Origin of the sequence: Ruminococcus sp. 5_1_39BFAA, assembly GCF_964240875.1 — a bacterium.
Classification (GTDB): domain Bacteria; phylum Bacillota; class Clostridia; order Lachnospirales; family Lachnospiraceae; genus Blautia_A.
Genome location: NZ_CAXSVO010000014.1, coordinates 43,342 through 58,798, shown reverse-complemented (window position 1 = coordinate 58,798; position 15,457 = coordinate 43,342). Strand labels below are relative to the sequence as shown.

General features: G+C 43.9%; 22 protein-coding genes and 1 pseudogene. All 23 read right to left on the bottom strand.

Translation table 11 applies throughout. From position 1 onward, the window contains the following. Nucleotides 1-41 precede the first annotated feature (41 nt). Complete coding sequence (locus ACESZH_RS14775) at nucleotides 42-233, bottom strand: hypothetical protein (RefSeq protein ID WP_373217392.1); 192 nt, start codon at nucleotides 231-233, stop codon at nucleotides 42-44. A 236-nt stretch (nucleotides 234-469) separates the two neighbouring features. Beyond that, nucleotides 470-715 carry a hypothetical protein gene (locus tag ACESZH_RS14770; protein WP_373217393.1) on the bottom strand — a complete coding sequence of 82 codons (246 nt, stop codon included), beginning with the start codon at nucleotides 713-715 and terminating at the stop codon, nucleotides 470-472. Further along, nucleotides 708-1,403, bottom strand: a complete 696-nt coding sequence (locus ACESZH_RS14765; protein ID WP_373217395.1) for a DUF3990 domain-containing protein — start codon at nucleotides 1,401-1,403, stop codon at nucleotides 708-710. Before ACESZH_RS14765 ends, ACESZH_RS14770 begins: the two co-directional genes overlap by 8 nt. Nucleotides 1,404-1,478: 75 nt before the next feature. Then, entirely contained in the window at nucleotides 1,479-2,618 is a 1,140-nt protein-coding gene (locus ACESZH_RS14760) for a hypothetical protein (protein WP_373217397.1), read from the bottom strand. Then, nucleotides 2,618-2,806 (bottom strand): hypothetical protein, encoded by a 189-nt coding sequence (locus ACESZH_RS14755; protein ID WP_373217399.1) that lies wholly within the window; start codon nucleotides 2,804-2,806, stop codon nucleotides 2,618-2,620. Before ACESZH_RS14755 ends, ACESZH_RS14760 begins: the two co-directional genes overlap by 1 nt. A 70-nt stretch (nucleotides 2,807-2,876) precedes the next feature. Next, nucleotides 2,877-3,044 carry a hypothetical protein gene (locus ACESZH_RS14750; protein ID WP_373217401.1) on the bottom strand — a complete coding sequence of 56 codons (168 nt, stop codon included), beginning with the start codon at nucleotides 3,042-3,044 and terminating at the stop codon, nucleotides 2,877-2,879. 29 nt (nucleotides 3,045-3,073) lie between these two features. Further along, nucleotides 3,074-4,891, bottom strand: a complete 1,818-nt coding sequence (locus ACESZH_RS14745; protein WP_373217403.1) for a PcfJ domain-containing protein — start codon at nucleotides 4,889-4,891, stop codon at nucleotides 3,074-3,076. Continuing rightward, the gene (locus ACESZH_RS14740) at nucleotides 4,888-5,439 is read right to left on the bottom strand and encodes a hypothetical protein (protein WP_373217405.1); all 552 of its coding nucleotides are present in this window, start codon (nucleotides 5,437-5,439) and stop codon (nucleotides 4,888-4,890) included. Before ACESZH_RS14740 ends, ACESZH_RS14745 begins: the two co-directional genes overlap by 4 nt. 18 nt (nucleotides 5,440-5,457) lie before the next feature. Next, entirely contained in the window at nucleotides 5,458-6,192 is a 735-nt protein-coding gene (locus tag ACESZH_RS14735; protein ID WP_373217406.1) for a Cas9 inhibitor AcrIIA9 family protein, read from the bottom strand. A 55-nt stretch (nucleotides 6,193-6,247) separates the two neighbouring features. Then, nucleotides 6,248-6,661 (bottom strand): hypothetical protein, encoded by a 414-nt coding sequence (locus ACESZH_RS14730; RefSeq protein WP_373217407.1) that lies wholly within the window; start codon nucleotides 6,659-6,661, stop codon nucleotides 6,248-6,250. 16 nt (nucleotides 6,662-6,677) lie between these two features. After that, nucleotides 6,678-8,174, bottom strand: a complete 1,497-nt coding sequence (locus ACESZH_RS14725) for a phosphoadenosine phosphosulfate reductase family protein (protein WP_373217408.1) — start codon at nucleotides 8,172-8,174, stop codon at nucleotides 6,678-6,680. A gap of 301 nt (nucleotides 8,175-8,475) precedes the next feature. Beyond that, on the bottom strand, nucleotides 8,476-8,796 hold the full coding sequence (locus ACESZH_RS14720) for a hypothetical protein (RefSeq protein WP_373217409.1): 321 nt from the start codon (nucleotides 8,794-8,796) through the stop codon (nucleotides 8,476-8,478). A gap of 61 nt (nucleotides 8,797-8,857) precedes the next feature. Continuing rightward, complete coding sequence (locus tag ACESZH_RS14715) at nucleotides 8,858-9,118, bottom strand: hypothetical protein (protein WP_373217410.1); 261 nt, start codon at nucleotides 9,116-9,118, stop codon at nucleotides 8,858-8,860. Nucleotides 9,119-9,141: 23 nt separating this feature from the next. Beyond that, nucleotides 9,142-9,285, bottom strand: a complete 144-nt coding sequence (locus ACESZH_RS14710; RefSeq protein ID WP_373217411.1) for an RNase A-like domain-containing protein — start codon at nucleotides 9,283-9,285, stop codon at nucleotides 9,142-9,144. 467 nt (nucleotides 9,286-9,752) lie between these two features. Further along, nucleotides 9,753-10,640 carry a DUF5131 family protein gene (locus ACESZH_RS14705; protein WP_373217412.1) on the bottom strand — a complete coding sequence of 296 codons (888 nt, stop codon included), beginning with the start codon at nucleotides 10,638-10,640 and terminating at the stop codon, nucleotides 9,753-9,755. Nucleotides 10,641-10,657: 17 nt separating this feature from the next. Then, nucleotides 10,658-10,984 carry a branched-chain amino acid transporter permease gene (locus ACESZH_RS14700; RefSeq protein ID WP_373217413.1) on the bottom strand — a complete coding sequence of 109 codons (327 nt, stop codon included), beginning with the start codon at nucleotides 10,982-10,984 and terminating at the stop codon, nucleotides 10,658-10,660. Beyond that, a complete protein-coding gene (gene azlC / locus ACESZH_RS14695; RefSeq protein ID WP_373217414.1) occupies nucleotides 10,981-11,700 on the bottom strand; it encodes an azaleucine resistance protein AzlC in 720 nt (239 codons plus the stop codon). Before azlC ends, ACESZH_RS14700 begins: the two co-directional genes overlap by 4 nt. Then, nucleotides 11,687-12,589 carry an NAD-dependent deacetylase gene (locus ACESZH_RS14690; protein WP_373217415.1) on the bottom strand — a complete coding sequence of 301 codons (903 nt, stop codon included), beginning with the start codon at nucleotides 12,587-12,589 and terminating at the stop codon, nucleotides 11,687-11,689. Before ACESZH_RS14690 ends, azlC begins: the two co-directional genes overlap by 14 nt. After that, complete coding sequence (locus tag ACESZH_RS14685; RefSeq protein WP_373217416.1) at nucleotides 12,534-13,313, bottom strand: protein-ADP-ribose hydrolase; 780 nt, start codon at nucleotides 13,311-13,313, stop codon at nucleotides 12,534-12,536. The genes ACESZH_RS14690 and ACESZH_RS14685 overlap by 56 nt, the downstream gene beginning before the upstream one ends. Nucleotide 13,314: 1 nt before the next feature. Continuing rightward, on the bottom strand, nucleotides 13,315-13,929 hold the full coding sequence (locus tag ACESZH_RS14680) for a 4Fe-4S binding protein (RefSeq protein ID WP_373217417.1): 615 nt from the start codon (nucleotides 13,927-13,929) through the stop codon (nucleotides 13,315-13,317). Nucleotides 13,930-13,945: 16 nt separating this feature from the next. Then, nucleotides 13,946-14,545 (bottom strand): nitroreductase family protein, encoded by a 600-nt coding sequence (locus ACESZH_RS14675; RefSeq protein WP_373217418.1) that lies wholly within the window; start codon nucleotides 14,543-14,545, stop codon nucleotides 13,946-13,948. 20 nt (nucleotides 14,546-14,565) lie between these two features. Continuing rightward, entirely contained in the window at nucleotides 14,566-15,177 is a 612-nt protein-coding gene (locus tag ACESZH_RS14670; protein ID WP_373217473.1) for a nitroreductase family protein, read from the bottom strand. A gap of 75 nt (nucleotides 15,178-15,252) precedes the next feature. Further along, a pseudogene (locus ACESZH_RS14665) lies at nucleotides 15,253-15,441 on the bottom strand (4Fe-4S dicluster domain-containing protein); the annotation flags it as partial. Between the last annotated feature and the right edge of the window lie 16 nt (nucleotides 15,442-15,457).

Here is a 15,457-nt window from a genome sequence, read left to right as displayed (position 1 = left end):
AAAAAAAGAAAGACCTGCCAATACAGATCCTTCCTTACCACTTACCCTTCATCTTTAATTGCCCGCCACATCTCCAGCGCACGCCTCAGCCCTGGGCGTTCCATACTCTCCTTTTCTATTTCTTCCATAAGTTCCCGCTCATACCGCTGCGCATCTTCTTCCAGGCACCGTACAACTCCTCTGAGCCTGAAAATTTCCCTCTGACAGCTCAAAATTCTTTCCTCATCATCCATATTAGTCTTTCTCCTTCCCTCATGGTTATATCCACTTTCACACAACGCAAAAAAGGCACCAAAAACCATTGCAACATGATTTTTGATGCCTTACTAATTTTTAATTCAATACTGAATAAAACTCAGCTTCCGGATCTTACCGGAACAAAAACATTGCGATCCATGGAACTTCCATGCAAATTAATTACACTTAAACAATATCACAGGATTTCCATGCCGTCAACTTTTTCCTGCTGCTATACACAGCTTTCCGCCTTTTGCTCGTCAAAATAGCGGTCCGCAATATAACCAGCGGATTCAGCCCACAAAGCGTTTTCTGTATTCTGCAGAACCTTATATGTTTTAGAATGGTAAAACGCAACGGTTGCGTCTGGAAAATTCATTCCAGTCTCATTTTGAATAATATCAATTACATCACGAATCTGGATGCACATGTTCATAGTAATATCTTTTCCATTAAATAAATACTTTCCTTCAGCCATGAGTAACCTCCTTTCGACACTCAAAGCGCAATCGTTTCAAAGCCAGCGGCGTATGGAAAGATACTTGATTGTTTACTTTATTATATCGCAATCGTTCAACAGCCTCATCTCCTTTTAAAATACCAGACATATAAAGCTGAACTGTTTCCATCGTATTATCATCAGCCACAGGCCCGATCACAACATCATAGGAATGCTGAACTCCTCCTTTTATGCGGTTACATTTGATAAATTCCAACCATTCAATATCCAACGCATTAAAATGCTTTATCTTCAAATCATCCGTCTGGTGAAAAACATATTGATATACATATTCCCCACCGGAAAAATTCCGCATATACAAACGATGTGCCCACTCCTGTGCCTGCTTCTCCAATATCGTACAGTAGAACCCTCGTCCAAAATCCCTGCGATTATGTGATTTTGACAAATCTATGTGTTCAAAAGCAATATTTGTTCCATGATATAGAACTAAAACTGATGATTTTTGAGTCATAATATCCTCAACATACTTAACCGTTTCACTAAAATCCAGTTGGTGCAGATATTCATGCTGCAATATTAACTTTTCAAACACCTGATACTTATGAAATAAATCAACAGCATCGCTTTCAGACAAATGATGAGACCGAGCATAATCTTCAAGTACGCGAATCGACAGCATTTCCACATCAGATTGAATACTCATAGTGACCTACCTCCGTAAATATATTCCTATTATATCAGAAACTTTCCTTTCATCCAATAGGGAAAATCCATTGTCTTACAGTTCCATCCACATAGACAATGATAGTTGCCGGTTCTGCCCTGTACATTGTCTTTCCTGCTCTAAAATTGCGACTTTGTCAGCTCCGATTTTTTTATCCGCCATCCGTTGTTCCGCGTCATTTAAAGCGCCATAACCGCTTTTTGCAATTTTTCGTTCCAGACGTTCCAGCTGTTTTTGCTTATTCACCTTCTTCCGCTCTTTTTTGGCCTTTATCCTGTCTGATTCATGTACTACGGAAATCCCATTCCTGATATCTTCCAAATCCTGTTCCAAATCCCTGCACGCCCTGCGCTCTGCCCTGATATTCAAGATCTCAATCTTCAGGTCCGGATCATAAAGCTTTTGCATGGAATAGCCGTTCCACCATTCCCGGCGGAATATTTCCTCTTTTCCGCAAGCGGCGATCGCTCGGCAGATATCCATGGAAACCTGCCGTTCCAGAAATTTCCTACCTTTCACAACACTGATTATGGGCTGCCCGTCAAAAAATGTGCCATCCTTTCTCACTGTGGAAATACGGATATCATAGAATACATTTCCTTTTTCTTTTACTAACATACGGGAACGTACCGGGCAAAGGCCGTAGCTGCATCTGCCTATGCACTTTACCGGATCATACCGGAATTCCCACTCCTTGTCCTTCTCTTTATAGTACATATGGTTTCTGCAGATTCGTCCCGAATGTTCTTCCTTATACTGTTTATACAGACGCTCCTTTTCCTCATCCTGCTTCCGCAAAAGCTTTTCTACACTATTTTCATAGTCATAATGATCTGTCATATGGCAGGCACAAAAGCAAAATGCCGGCTTCATATCTGCCAGGACAGGATGGTTCCGTTCGCAGCCTTCTTTATGGTACGGGCATTTAATAAGTACGTTGTCATTTTCAAAACACCAGTTTATTCCCATATATCCCATACCACTGATACAGTTTCGTGCGGTGACACATAAGCCACAGCCGGTCTGAAAGAAATGCTTCTCCAGATAATTTCTCTGAAATTCAAACCCTCCATAGATATTATCCAGAGATTCCTCTCCAGATCCATAAGGCATTTTTACGTATTTCGGATATTCCTCCTTTGAATACCCGGAAAGAAGCAATTCTTCTGTCAATAAATTAAACTCATTTCCCATTACATTCCCTGGCAGGGCCGCATATCGAAGAATCTTTCCATCCTTGCCCTCAGTTCCTCCTTTCCCATCCCATACTCTGCCGCGATGCACGCCTCACATACCGGCAGCTTATATGCCAGTACCTTTGAGATACGTTTATCCCAGCTGCTCAATTCTTTAGAGCAGATATTACATTCTGCCTTTCCCATTCCTGTTTTCCTCCCGTAAAACAGCGGCCAGAAAACAATCTTCCCAGCCGCTGCAGCGTTTGTTATCCCGTTACGCCGCGTCCGGTATCTCCATCAGGTCAGACTCCAAAAGGTCTACCAGAAGCTGCCCTCCGTAAGTTCCCTGCGCGATCTTTACATTATCTTTGCGGAGTTTTTCGTATTCTTCCGTACGGAGTTCCCTGCTCCTCTTTGCCAGCGCAAGATCCGCTTTCGTCATCCGTTTCCTTACTACTTTCTGCCAGGTTTTCAAAAATTCCGCAGCTTCCGCGAATTGTCTGTTTTATTGACACAATGATGCAGGGTATCTCCTTCATGGAGCAGGTCCCCCACATTCTCCGGAACTACTACCGCGTATTTTTCATCCTGGTAACCATATTTTTCCTTCAAGGACGCGAGGATATGGTTCAGGTTCGGATACTGCTCCAGTATTTCCCGGACTCTGTACTCATTTTTCTGCTCCTCCATCCGACGTACCATCTCATCGTGCCTTTTCCATAAATCAGCAGCCCTGTAAATGATCGGATCATTCACATCAAACCTGCATTTTTCCGCCATGTTCAGATAATCTTTCCAGGCAGAGAGCACTTTGGAACAGGACTCACCCGTCCTTTTTTTCTGCTGCTTGATCAGATAATTCATTACCTGCCGCGGACTCATCCTGTCTCTGATAAAAGATATCTGCTGTACTTCAATCTCGTTTCCGATAAACCATGCGATAACCTCATCATCGATTTTCTTCTGACCTTGGCCTTCATACTGCAGCCACTTTAGGTATTCGGAACCTCCATTATTTGTCCGAAGCCTCTTTAACTGGTTCCTGTCAATATCAAGGCACTGGTGCAGCTTTCCGATATGGCTTAACCGGATATCCAAAGTGCTTTGTGCCAGATCAACCGCCAGCCGGCCCATGCCCGCCTTTGCGGCCTTTTCTATTACCGGCTTTTCCTTCACAGCCAATAAATAGATCTCCGGCGCGAATGATTCACCTGACCTCACCGCTTCCCAGATTCCTGTCCTGTTCAGCTCATTTTTAGAAAGATCGGGCAATGTCCTCTTATATACCATTCCTTTTTCCGTATAATGACGTGGATTACTATAATAATGCAGCGGTTCATACTGACATACATCCGTCTCAATCCAATGCCTCATCCTATCCTTATATTCGCCAAAATAATAGGCCTTCTCATTCCCATTCTGATCCAGAAGCAGCCGCCTATCTTCCCAAAAACTGATCTCCGGTTTGTCAAAACAGCCTTTCGGATAAAAAGCATACGTATGAAACTGGCGTGACACAACACCGCCATCCATTCTCTGCAAAATATGTGCGGTATAACGTTTTGTCCACATTCTTCCGCATTTCCCGGTAGACTTATATATCACCGGATGCCTGCAGTTTTTGCAGATACCCGTTTTATTATATTTCGGTTTATAAAGGATCTGCTCTTTTCCACAACGGCTGCATCTGCCGGTAATCTTTCCTCCCCTTTTATACTCATAAAACATATAGTGCTCAGAAATCACATGTTTTGCCAGCCATGTGCTCCAATCCTTTGGAAGTGGCGGTACCCTTTCCATTATGGCATCCCATTTTTCAGCTCTCCGTTTATAGGCGCTCAGCCGCTGCTCTTCCCTGAGCTTATACTGCCAATAATCCAGATCCCGAAAACTTTTCAGCCCGAGATAATCCACCACGCACGTTTCTTCTTCCCTCTCTAAATACAGCCGATCGTCCCAATTAGAGTAAGAACCCGGCCATTTTAAATTATCGATTCTTGAACTGGTCCACTTCTGTTTTTCCATATCAAAAGTAAGGAAATCATCCGCCTTTTTGTCAAAAAATATCCGGTAAGCCGGTCTCATACATCCACTGCGTATCCGATGCGTAAAATAAACTTCAATCCGCAGGATTTCTTTTTCTACCGCCGCCCGGAAATATGTGTTGTAGTTATAACGGATCTCGTTCGACCAATCACATTTTTTCTCAGGTTTCGCGCTTAACGCTTTCTTCCGCATCTTTTCTGTCAGCTCCAGAACCGGCATCTCCAATAATCTCTTTTTCTTCATGCTGCCTCCTCATCCATCCGCGTCCCTTTTACGTCATACCAAACATTTGGGAGATAAGTTTCACCATCAACCACAAACAGCGCCACTTCCTGTATCCCTTGTGTGTCAGGAATTTCCTTCGCAAGCGCGAGAATATCACCCAGTTTTCCGGACGCTCTGGGACATTTTCCACGGACAATGGTAAAACCATCCTTACTTTTTCCAGATTCCCTCTGGACGTATCCATTCCATTTGCGCCCCGGATACCGGACCATATACGCAAGGGCGTGGAGCAGAAGTTCCTGCATGGACAGTTTTTTCAGCAGTGTCATATGGGTACATGAGATTTTGCTGTCCATACCATCCTCGTCAATATCGCCTTCCGCCCTTACAACATAGTAAACAGAATCGCGCCAGTTATGGTAATAACACAAACAATCCAGCGGATTTTCCGCACAGTGGAATCCATTCTGCGCACAGTTCGCCTTTTCTGTCACGTTTATCCTGTCTTGAAAAAACTGGTATCCCCTACAGGTAAGGTCTTTTTCTAATCCTTTGTATGCGATCATATATCCTCCCGTTTTCCATTACTGTGGCAGATCAAATAATGACATCTGCCCGAATGGTTCCTTCTTCTCGTTTGCTTCCGGGGCGTTTTTCTGTCCTGTACCAGGTTCCTTATCCGCTTTTTTCTGCGGCTTTTTCGCTTTTCCGATTCCCTCTTTCTTTACTGACGCGGTTTTTCCAGCGGTCGTCACTTTTTTCTCTGCTGTTTCCCATGCGGCAAGAATATTCTTCTTTTCCTCTTCCGCCTTTTTCTCAGCCTCCGCTTCATCCGCACTGCGGTAATATTCCTCCGCCCACGGGAACACTTCTCTTTCGGTTATGGCAAGCCCCGTATTTTGCTGTACGCGTTCCAGCCCTTTTTGCTTCGCCTGCTCCGTCGCCATTTCGAACGCTTTACCTGTTATAAAGTCCAGGCAGCGCTGTAAAGACTTGTGCTTCTTTAAAACCTGAGCCGCTAATTCCTCATCATCCCTGCACTTATGGGTAATGTGCCATCCAACAATATCCGCGAAACACTTATCATCCAAAGCAAGCATTTCCTCCCGGAGTTTTTCAGAAGGCGTCCGGAAATCCTTATCCGCGATTGGAACCTCTGCCAGACGGTATCGTTTCCCACAAATAAAATCCTCTGTCTGTTTATAAGGTACCGCCCATGCCTTTGCGAGCCGCCAGAGCGCGTCCAGAGCCCCGCTCTGGCGGAGATGCGCTGCCGCAGCATTTAATTCTTCCACGCTTTTTACGATTTTTTCTAACATAGCTTTCCTCCTGTAGATGAAACAGGAGGGTTTTTCCCCCTCCTGCCGCTTATAATCAGGCTGCCTCCTGTTCTCCTGCCGCCTCTTCCATTTCCTTTTCCACTTCTTTCGCAATTCTCCGCCGTTCACGGTCATCATCTTCCAACAAGTTCACGACCTCCAAAATGACCCTGCGGTACCATAAATTGTTTTTCCTTTCCTTTACCATCCGGCCTGTTCGTTCTACAATGGTTTCCCAGTCCTCATCATTCAGGTCTTTTCCGCGGTACTCTTTATAAAAATCATAGATTTCCTTCATTGCCTGCGGAACCTCGATTTCTGCCGCCGCTTCCATATTCGTAAGAAGCCCCATCAGCATCGGATGGTTTTCATACTTTTCACATAAGGGACGTATCCCTATCGCTTTTTTCCCGGTATACAGATCCCGGAATTCTGTGAAAATATTTGCTATCATTTTTTGACTTACCATTCGTTTCCTCCTTCTCTTAAGATACCAGGTCATAGATACTCATCTGGCCTTCAACCTGCCAATCCTCTGTTTCCATCGGCGGTGTCTTCTCTTTTCGTTTTGTTTTTTGTTTTATCCCTGATTTTGCCGGAGCCATTTTTTTAACCTGCTCAGCCGTATCCGCCAGCAGCCTGTCAAACTGCCCTTCCTGACCGAACTCCCGCATCACAACATAATCTCCATTCTCAACCGCCTGCTTAAGATTCTGAATGCTGCCAAGTGCGGGCTGGATTTTGGTTCTCCGTTTCTGTGTGTCACTAAGACAGTGCTCCATATCGCACAGATATTGATAATCCTCTGATTCCAGATACTTTTTCAGGTTCTCTGTGGCCCGCTTCTGGATTGCTTCCGCATTCGCCATATAATTTGGCGGCATTTCTAAAGGAACCTCTGTTTCCTCTCCATAGGATAAAAGAATCTCTTTCATTTTCATAAGATCCCGCCTTATCAAATTCAATGAAACACCATCTGCCCACATCTTATCCGGATCGCCGTAATCATAGATTTTTTGCCAATGGCTCAAAGATGCCTGATATAGCGCCTTCCATTCCTTTTTCGATTTTCCTTCTATTTTCGTTTCTTCATTCACCACGTTCCTCCTTTCCGGCTGAAGATCCAGGGATAATTGCCCCGGCATCTGTTCCTCCGTTTTCTCACTACCATAGAGCCACCACTGATAAACGTCTTCCGCGTTCTTCCACCTTACGCCATATGCAGGATCCAACTCCCGTTCTTTCAGCATCCGGTCAAACGTCCTGAGGTATACCGCCTTAAACTTAGGATAACGCGCAAGCTCCCTTTCACGTTTCCGGACAGATACCAGCGGACAGCCAATACACCCCAGTCTGGAAAATCCATCATCATACAATTCACAATGCCTGTGGACGTACTGGTATATGAAATTCCATACTTCTGTATCCGTCCAATCAATGATCGGATTTAAAACCCGTTTCCCTTTTATCTGGCAGTCCTCGATCAGGCGCCGTTTTTCATCATTATCATTATTTAAAAGTATGACATCTGCGCTTTTCTTCCCTGTCACTTCCGCAAGGCCTCTTTTGCATCGCTTCTTACTCTCCGCCCAGCGTACACCGGTAATTACAAAACGCCCTTCGCCGCCTCTTTCTTTTAATTCAGAACAACAGTAACGAACCTTTCTGGTAGGTGGGAATCCTTTCTTTACAATCAGCTGCCACATGGACATCTTTGGCCGCTCCATCCGCACTTCCGGATATTCCTTTCGGATAAACCGTACCAGTTCCGGAGGGTCTACTGTCGTGATATGGTAGTGGGCTGTAAATTTTACCCCTGCCATACGCGCAAGCTGATAGATCACCTGGCTGTCCTTTCCTCCGCTGAACGCCAGATAGTATCCCTCCTCATTCATCCGAAGTGCTGTTTTTTCAAAAAGTTTTATAGTTTCGAGCGCACGTCCTATTTTTTCTTCTAAAGGAAATAAACTGATTTGCTCCATTTCTTCCCCGTCCTTTGCGTTTGATTTTGCTCATGGACGGAAAAGCCATGCTTCCCGGTGTGTCTTTTTACGCTGCCTGACCGATTCCTTTTATCAAAAGTGCTGCGCGCAATCACAGCCTTTCTAAGCAGCAACCCAGGCTGTCACCCGGGCCTTGAAGAAATAAAGCATTCTTATAAACCAATCTGGAAACTTGCATACGCAACCGGCCTCATCTCCAGAATTTTCGCATTGGAGATACTCCGGTAAGGTTTATGTACCGCAGGTAGCAATTTCATCAAAATGGACCATATCCGCAAACTTATGCAGGTGCATCCTCTTCCTCCTTTCCCTTCTCTCTTGTTTCCCTTACTCTACGCCTGACAGTCGATGGGAAACAGTGAAACGCTTCTGATACCGCGTCCACGCTGTATCCCTGACTTAGCAATTCTTTCATCACCTCACCGGATTTTCTCCTATCCAGTCTTTCCAGACCGGACATCCGTACCTTCCTGCGTAGCATCTTCTGACAAAGCGGATGCTCCGGGCCATACTGGTACATCTTTCTGGCTTCATCCGCATTCAGGTTGCACAAAATCGCAATCGCAAGACAGCAATATCCGGCATATTCTTCATCCCTCATGCAGCGCACCGCCTCTGTTTCGCGTATTCCTGAAAAGTCACGCTTCTTTCCTGTTCTTCCATTATCCAGTCTTCCTCCTTTCCCGCATCACTTTCACTTCCATATTTCTGATCTCGGGGCAAACCTTGACTGCCACGCCGCTAAAAGAATTGCCCAGCCGCTTTAAATGGCTTCTTTTACCCGATATCAACCTTTTTGCGACTCCAAAAGCCCTTCCTTCGCAGGATGCAATATAAAGCCTGCTTTTTTCGTCCAGCTCAAAATCAATCTTTTTTCCCTGTACGATCCCTTCCTTTGCGGCCATTAATACCTGTAATTTCATACTCTTCCTCCATCTCTTTATTCTCAAAACATAGGATAGCTGGTAAGTATCCGAAATCCCCAATCGGCGCCTTTGTCCTTTACCAGTACCAGACACGCCTTTTTCAGATTTTCCTGCAGTCGGTCTTCTCCCTTACGGAATCCATATCCTACGGTTAAATCCACCATTTCCTCTCCTTTCCGCTGATAACAGACGCCGGCATCCCAGTGTGCGGATACCAGATTCTCTACATAAGAAAAGAAGGAAACAATGTCCCTTCTCCCTTAAAAATTTCATATTATTTACATCTGTTATCCGCAAATATGTTCTTTTCTTTAATTTCCTGCTATTCTATTCGGATTATCACTGCCCTCCTTCTTTTTATTTGCATAAGTGCTCTTGCAAAAGCCCTACCTGCCACATTTTTCGGCACAAAAAAAGACACCAAAAACCCTTTACCAGATTTTTGATGTCATTCTATACTTAATAGGATTCCCTGAAATTATACTTCCGGCAAACTCACCGGAACCAAATTTTCTGCATAAAAGCCCTATGCACAAATATATAATCCACTTATAATTTATCACAATATCTTGTTTGTGTCAACTCAATACGTTCAATATATAGTATATTCTATTATTTCATGGACCAGTTTTTAATAGATACTGTGTTCTCTACACCGTCCACAGTCTGAACAACCGTTACATATCAGCCTGCTTCCACATTTCCCACAGTTTTTACGATAATGAGCAATATAGAGATTTTCTTTATGGATTTGTGTACCAAAACGATCCGTCAGCTTCCAATCTATTGGCCTTCCTTTATAATTCATTCCTGACTTGAAAGCCATCTCACTTTGCACCTGCTTTTTGGGGATATAATAGCGTTTCCTATCTTTGATGAAAAATGTCCCGGTTTCAATGAAACAGAATGTAATATTGTGAGTTACACATTCAGCTTGGAGAGTCTTCACCCAATCGAAATCACATGGTCTTGCGCCATCATAATTTTCGCCTCCGCATATTACCTGCTCAATTTGTCCAGCGGCAAGATATTTTTCTATACTCACTGCACCGATAAACGGTGCGCACATAATGCCTTTATGTTTAAACGGCAAATCAAGCAAAATGGGGATGCGCTCATCGGCCCTGCGTTGATTTTCACAGGTAACATTGAACATAATGTTTTCCCAACCATCGCCCCAGTCTTTGGGTAAACATTCAGCTACACGCTGTGGTCGCTTCGTCAGCAAAAAGAATTTTACGTCCGGACGCTGACGCATGATTTCCCACGCTTCGGCTCGCCACCCATCAGCTTCTTCCAAGAAGAAGTCAGAGGTCATACAAACACGAATCAATTCGCCACTTTGAATTTTATAACTGCCATTTCTGTTCTTTTGGAGGGGATAGTTAAATCCTGCTTTTGTCTTAAAAATATCAGTGCCATTACGATGTCGCAACCGATCAAGAAAATACATATAACAGTGTTGGCATCCTTCGCTGCACTTTACACAGCCATGCCAAGGATTCCATATATCGTGCATAAGACACCTCCCAAAGGTCAAAATAATAGCTGTATTAATAGCATATAACATACGGTTCCGCCAGCGATTGATAAAAGCATTTGCCGTTTCCAACAATGCAGTGCAATGACAATCACAATCGCAATAAGTTCCGGCAAGCCGTGACTGCCAGTGAACAGACTTACATTTTTCAGACAGTAAACGACCAATAAACCAAATACAGCCGCAGGTAAAACATTTCCAAGATATTGAATATATTTCGGTGTTGGTTTTCCTGCCGGGAACAGCATAAAGGGTAGGAATCGTGTCAACATGGTTCCGATCACTACCATAAGGATCGTAATAATTTGCTGTATTAGGGTCATGCCGTGTCACCGCCTTTCTCCATTGGTTTTCTCAAAAGTGTAAGCACTCCAAGAATTGCAATCATTGCAGGAATAATAAAATTATTGGCCCCAAAAGCAATCAGGCAAAGGGCTGAAAGTCCAAGACCTAAAAGGGCGCTGATATGACTTTTGTCCTTGAACCATTGCTCCATAAAAATCACCACGAACATGGCTGTCATTACGAAGTCAAGTCCCTCTGTATTAAAATGAATCAGAGAACCAAAGATACCACCCAGCGTTGCACCGGAAAACCAGTAAAAGTGATTCAATAAAGTGACAAAGAACATAAACCAGCCTTTGTCTACATCTTCTGGAATATCTGCGGTGAAAGTAATGGAAAAACTCTCGTCACACATTCCGAAAATAAGATAAAACTTTTTCCAACCAGTTCCTTTATATTTATCCAGCATGGAAATCCCATAAAACAGATGTCTTGCGTTAATCATCAGGGTCATAGCGAGAGCTTGTATTGGATTAAATGCTCCAAGCAGCATATTCACTGCTACAAATTCCACAGAACCCGCGAAGATGGTCAGGCTCATCAGCATCGGATACCAAAAACTGAACCCGGACACATTCATGTAGATACCATAGGTCAGTCCAAGAAACCAAAACCCAGCAAAGATCGGAATTGTATGTGGGAAAGCAGCTTTTAATGCCCGCAAATATTTTGTGTCCTTTTTAAGCACCTGCAAACTTACTCCCTCCTGTCTTTCGGTCTAATTCATCCAAAACTTTTCCGATGTCACCATTGAAATAAATAGCCTGCTGTTCAATTTCCTTCGGGCCAATCGCCTCGCCATCATTGACACAAGCATAAGTTATTTTCGGATTCTTCGCAGTCATCTGCCAAAAGGGATATTTAATAATGCCCGGTGTGTTATATCCCACGCCAAGCTCCAAAAAGAGCACTCGCATATTCTGATGTCTGCGGATAAACAGTTCATACCGCTCCGCCGCTTTATGCCATCCCTCGTCCTCTACAAACCTATTATCTGAGCGCAGATTCATTGTCAGCGGCTTTCCGCAATGCGGGCAGACAGGCAACAATGCCGATGGAATCCGCATATTCTGCTGCTGCTCCATCATGCTGCGAATGATTGCCTCATTCTCAAAGGTTTCATTACAGCAAGGTTCACTGCACTGAAACAGACCATAATCACCCTGTGTATAAAACAGTCTCTTTTTATCGAAACCAGCCTTTTGAAAACAGTGGTCTACATTGGTCGTGATAACAAAATAATCTTTATCTTTGACAAGCCCTAAGAGCTTATCATAAACAGGTTTTGGAGCATCCATATAGCGATTAACATAGATATACCGGCTCCAATAAGCCCAATGCTCCTCAAGTGTGCAATACGGATAAAAGCCACCGGAATACATATCGTGAAAACCGTATTTTTCCTCAAAATCTGAAAAATGCTGCTTGAACCGCTCTCCGTTATATACAAAACCTGCAGAGGTTGAAAGACCGGCGCCTGCTCCGATCACAACCGCATCGGTCATTTCAAGTTCCTTCTTCAACCTTTCAATTCGTTCCAAGTAAGTCCCTGTAGATTTTGTAGTCCACATCCTTGAAAACATTGAATATCACCTCCATTTTACTGTGTGTCTGCTGCCTGTACTCTTTTACTGTTTTAACAGCAATTTCTGCCGCCTTATCGTTTGGAAAATGAAACTCTCCTGTGGAAATACAGCAGAAAGCAATACTTTTTACATTATTTTTCTCTGCCAGATCCAAACAGGAACGATAACTGGATGCCAGCAGTTCCTTATCTTTTTTAGTAAGCCATCCTTGCACAATAGGGCCAACCGTGTGCAGAATATAGTTACAAGGCAAATTATAGGCCGGTGTGATTTTTGCCTCGCCCGTAGCTTCCTCATGCCCCTGTTTTTTTATCAGTTCTGCACAAGCTGCCCGAAGCTGAACGCCAGAGAAGGTATGGATTGCATTGTCGATACAGCCGTGACAAGGGCAAAAGCAGCCGAGCATCTGTGCATTTGCTGCATTAACAATAGCATCACAGCGCAGCGTGGTAATATCACCCTGCCAGAGATAGATGCCGTCTTGTATAGGCTTTAGGTTGGAAAGCTCAGTAATCCCTTTTTGCCTGATTTCTTCTTGCAGATAGGCGTTCTGTTCCTTCAAAAACGCTTCGCTCACAGGTTCCGGCATACGGATATTAAAAAGCGAACGAAGCAGGTTCTTTTGCCACTGTTCATCCGCCGGGATTATCATATCAGAATACTGTGGCTGCTCACTGAGCAATTCTTTTATGAGAAAAATTCTTCTTTCTGTCTGTGTCATGTCATCCCCGCTTTCTTACCGCCTTTACCGGACAGTTTTCATAACAATTACCGCAATGGAGACAATGCTCTTGCTGGATTATAAATGGCTGCCCTTCCGTAATACACCGCTGCGGGCAGTTCCTTTGGCATTTTCCGCATCCAATACAGCCCTCTGTAATCTGAAACCCTTTCGTCCAGACATTTCCATTGCCGATTGCATAAACCTCCCGGAAGATAGGATTTACTCCGAGATGAAAATATTCAATCACCGCATCCTTGATTTCAAATACAACGCCAATACTTCTCGTATTTCCCGGATACACATTGGAAAGATAGGGCTGCTCTGAAAAAATGATGTCGTTCCATTTCTGCTGCTCCGTCTGCGAAACAGGCACAGCCTTTGCCGCCAAACGAATCATTTCCTTATACTTGGTATATCCAAGTATCTGTACCCGGCCATCCGAAAGCAGCTCTTTACAGAAATCCTTTCCCCTTGCCGTAAAAAAGTACATGGCATCCGGCTCATAGTGAATCGCGCTGATATTCCGAACCTGCGGATTCCCGTATTCATCCACCGTTGCAAAGGCTAAAACGCCCACATACTGCAATTTCTGTAAACAAGTTTTTGCGTCCATTTCGGAATCCCCCTTCCTATTCTTTCGGTACTGTGTTATAAAAGCAGGTTTCTTCCAGCGGTTTTCTATGGCATCCTACTTTTGTATTCGGCACAAAATCCGTAGCAGGGTAGCCAATATAAAGCATACACACTGGCTGCCAGTTCTCCGGTAAACAAAGCAGTTCTCTTGCTTTTCCCTCATCAAAGTAGCTGATCCATACACTTCCAAGATCAAGGCTTGCCGCTTCCAACATCATGTGTGTAGCTACAATCGTAGCGTCTGTAGCTCCGCTGCTTTTACCACTCTGCGGATGCGTCCAGCATGCAGATTTATCATAGGTAACAAAAAGAACGAGTGGGGCACCATAGTAAAAGTTAATCTTCCCGTGTTCTTTATCATCACATTCCTTTGCTAAATCCACATACTTCTGGCTATATCCAAAGGAACAAAATTCTCTGACCTTTGCTAAACTTTCCAGTGTATTCAGCACAAGGATTCGCTGCGGCTGGGCATTGACCGCCGTAGGCGACCAGCGCCCGGCCTCCAAAATTTTCTGTATTTTTTCTTCCTCCACAGGTGTTTGTGCAAACTTCCGCACAGTAACACGTTTCTTTGAAATATCTATAAAATCCATGTGCAGCATTCCTCCTTTTGTCAGCTCTTCGTATAACGATGTATTTTGTGATTCTTATCCTTCTGCACGCCTCTTGCGTATTCAATTTCAGGATAACCAAATCCAACGATCAGTTTCATATAATGGTCTTGCGGAATGTTCAACATTGCTCTGGCTTTCGGCGCAAGCTCCTGTAATACTTCCGCTGGGTAACTCATAATGACTGTGCCGAGACCAAAAGCATTGGCAATAAGTTCAAAGTACGCAGTTGCAATATTGCAATTCACCTTAGAATCCTCTGCCCATTTGCCCGCGCATTTTTCATGGGCAATAAACAGATGCGGTGCTCCACAAAACAACAGATCATTTTTCCTAACCGTTTTTTCAGACTGCTTCATTTTGCCGTAATAAAAATCGCTGAAGCTGTTTGTGTAAATATGCTTTTTTGCATCCGCTTCCATTTTTGAATAAGCAAGCTGCCAAATTTCTTTTACCCTGTCCTTATCGTCAATGACGGTATATTCCACATTACAGGAGTTTCCCCCGGTCGGGGCCGCAGCCATAACACTTAAAATCCGGTTAATGATCTGCGGATCAACATTTTTATCCAGATACCTCCGGCAAGAACGACGATTGACAATAAGTTGTTCCATATAGCCTCCCATTTCAGGCGGGGGAGGTAACAGAGAATCTTCCGGCTTTTTATCAAAGATAGAAATTGCCCCCTGCGGACATACGGCCAAACAGTGCTGGCATTTCCAACAACCACGCCAGCCATACCGTTCAAACTCTTTCATTTCCGGGTAACCATCTTTACCAAAGACAATTACCATGCCAGAGCAAGTATTGATACACTTTCCACACTGAATACATTTTGATTTATCAACCCTGAAATGAGCTTTCTGTTCTGCTCCCATCGTATATTTCCCCCTC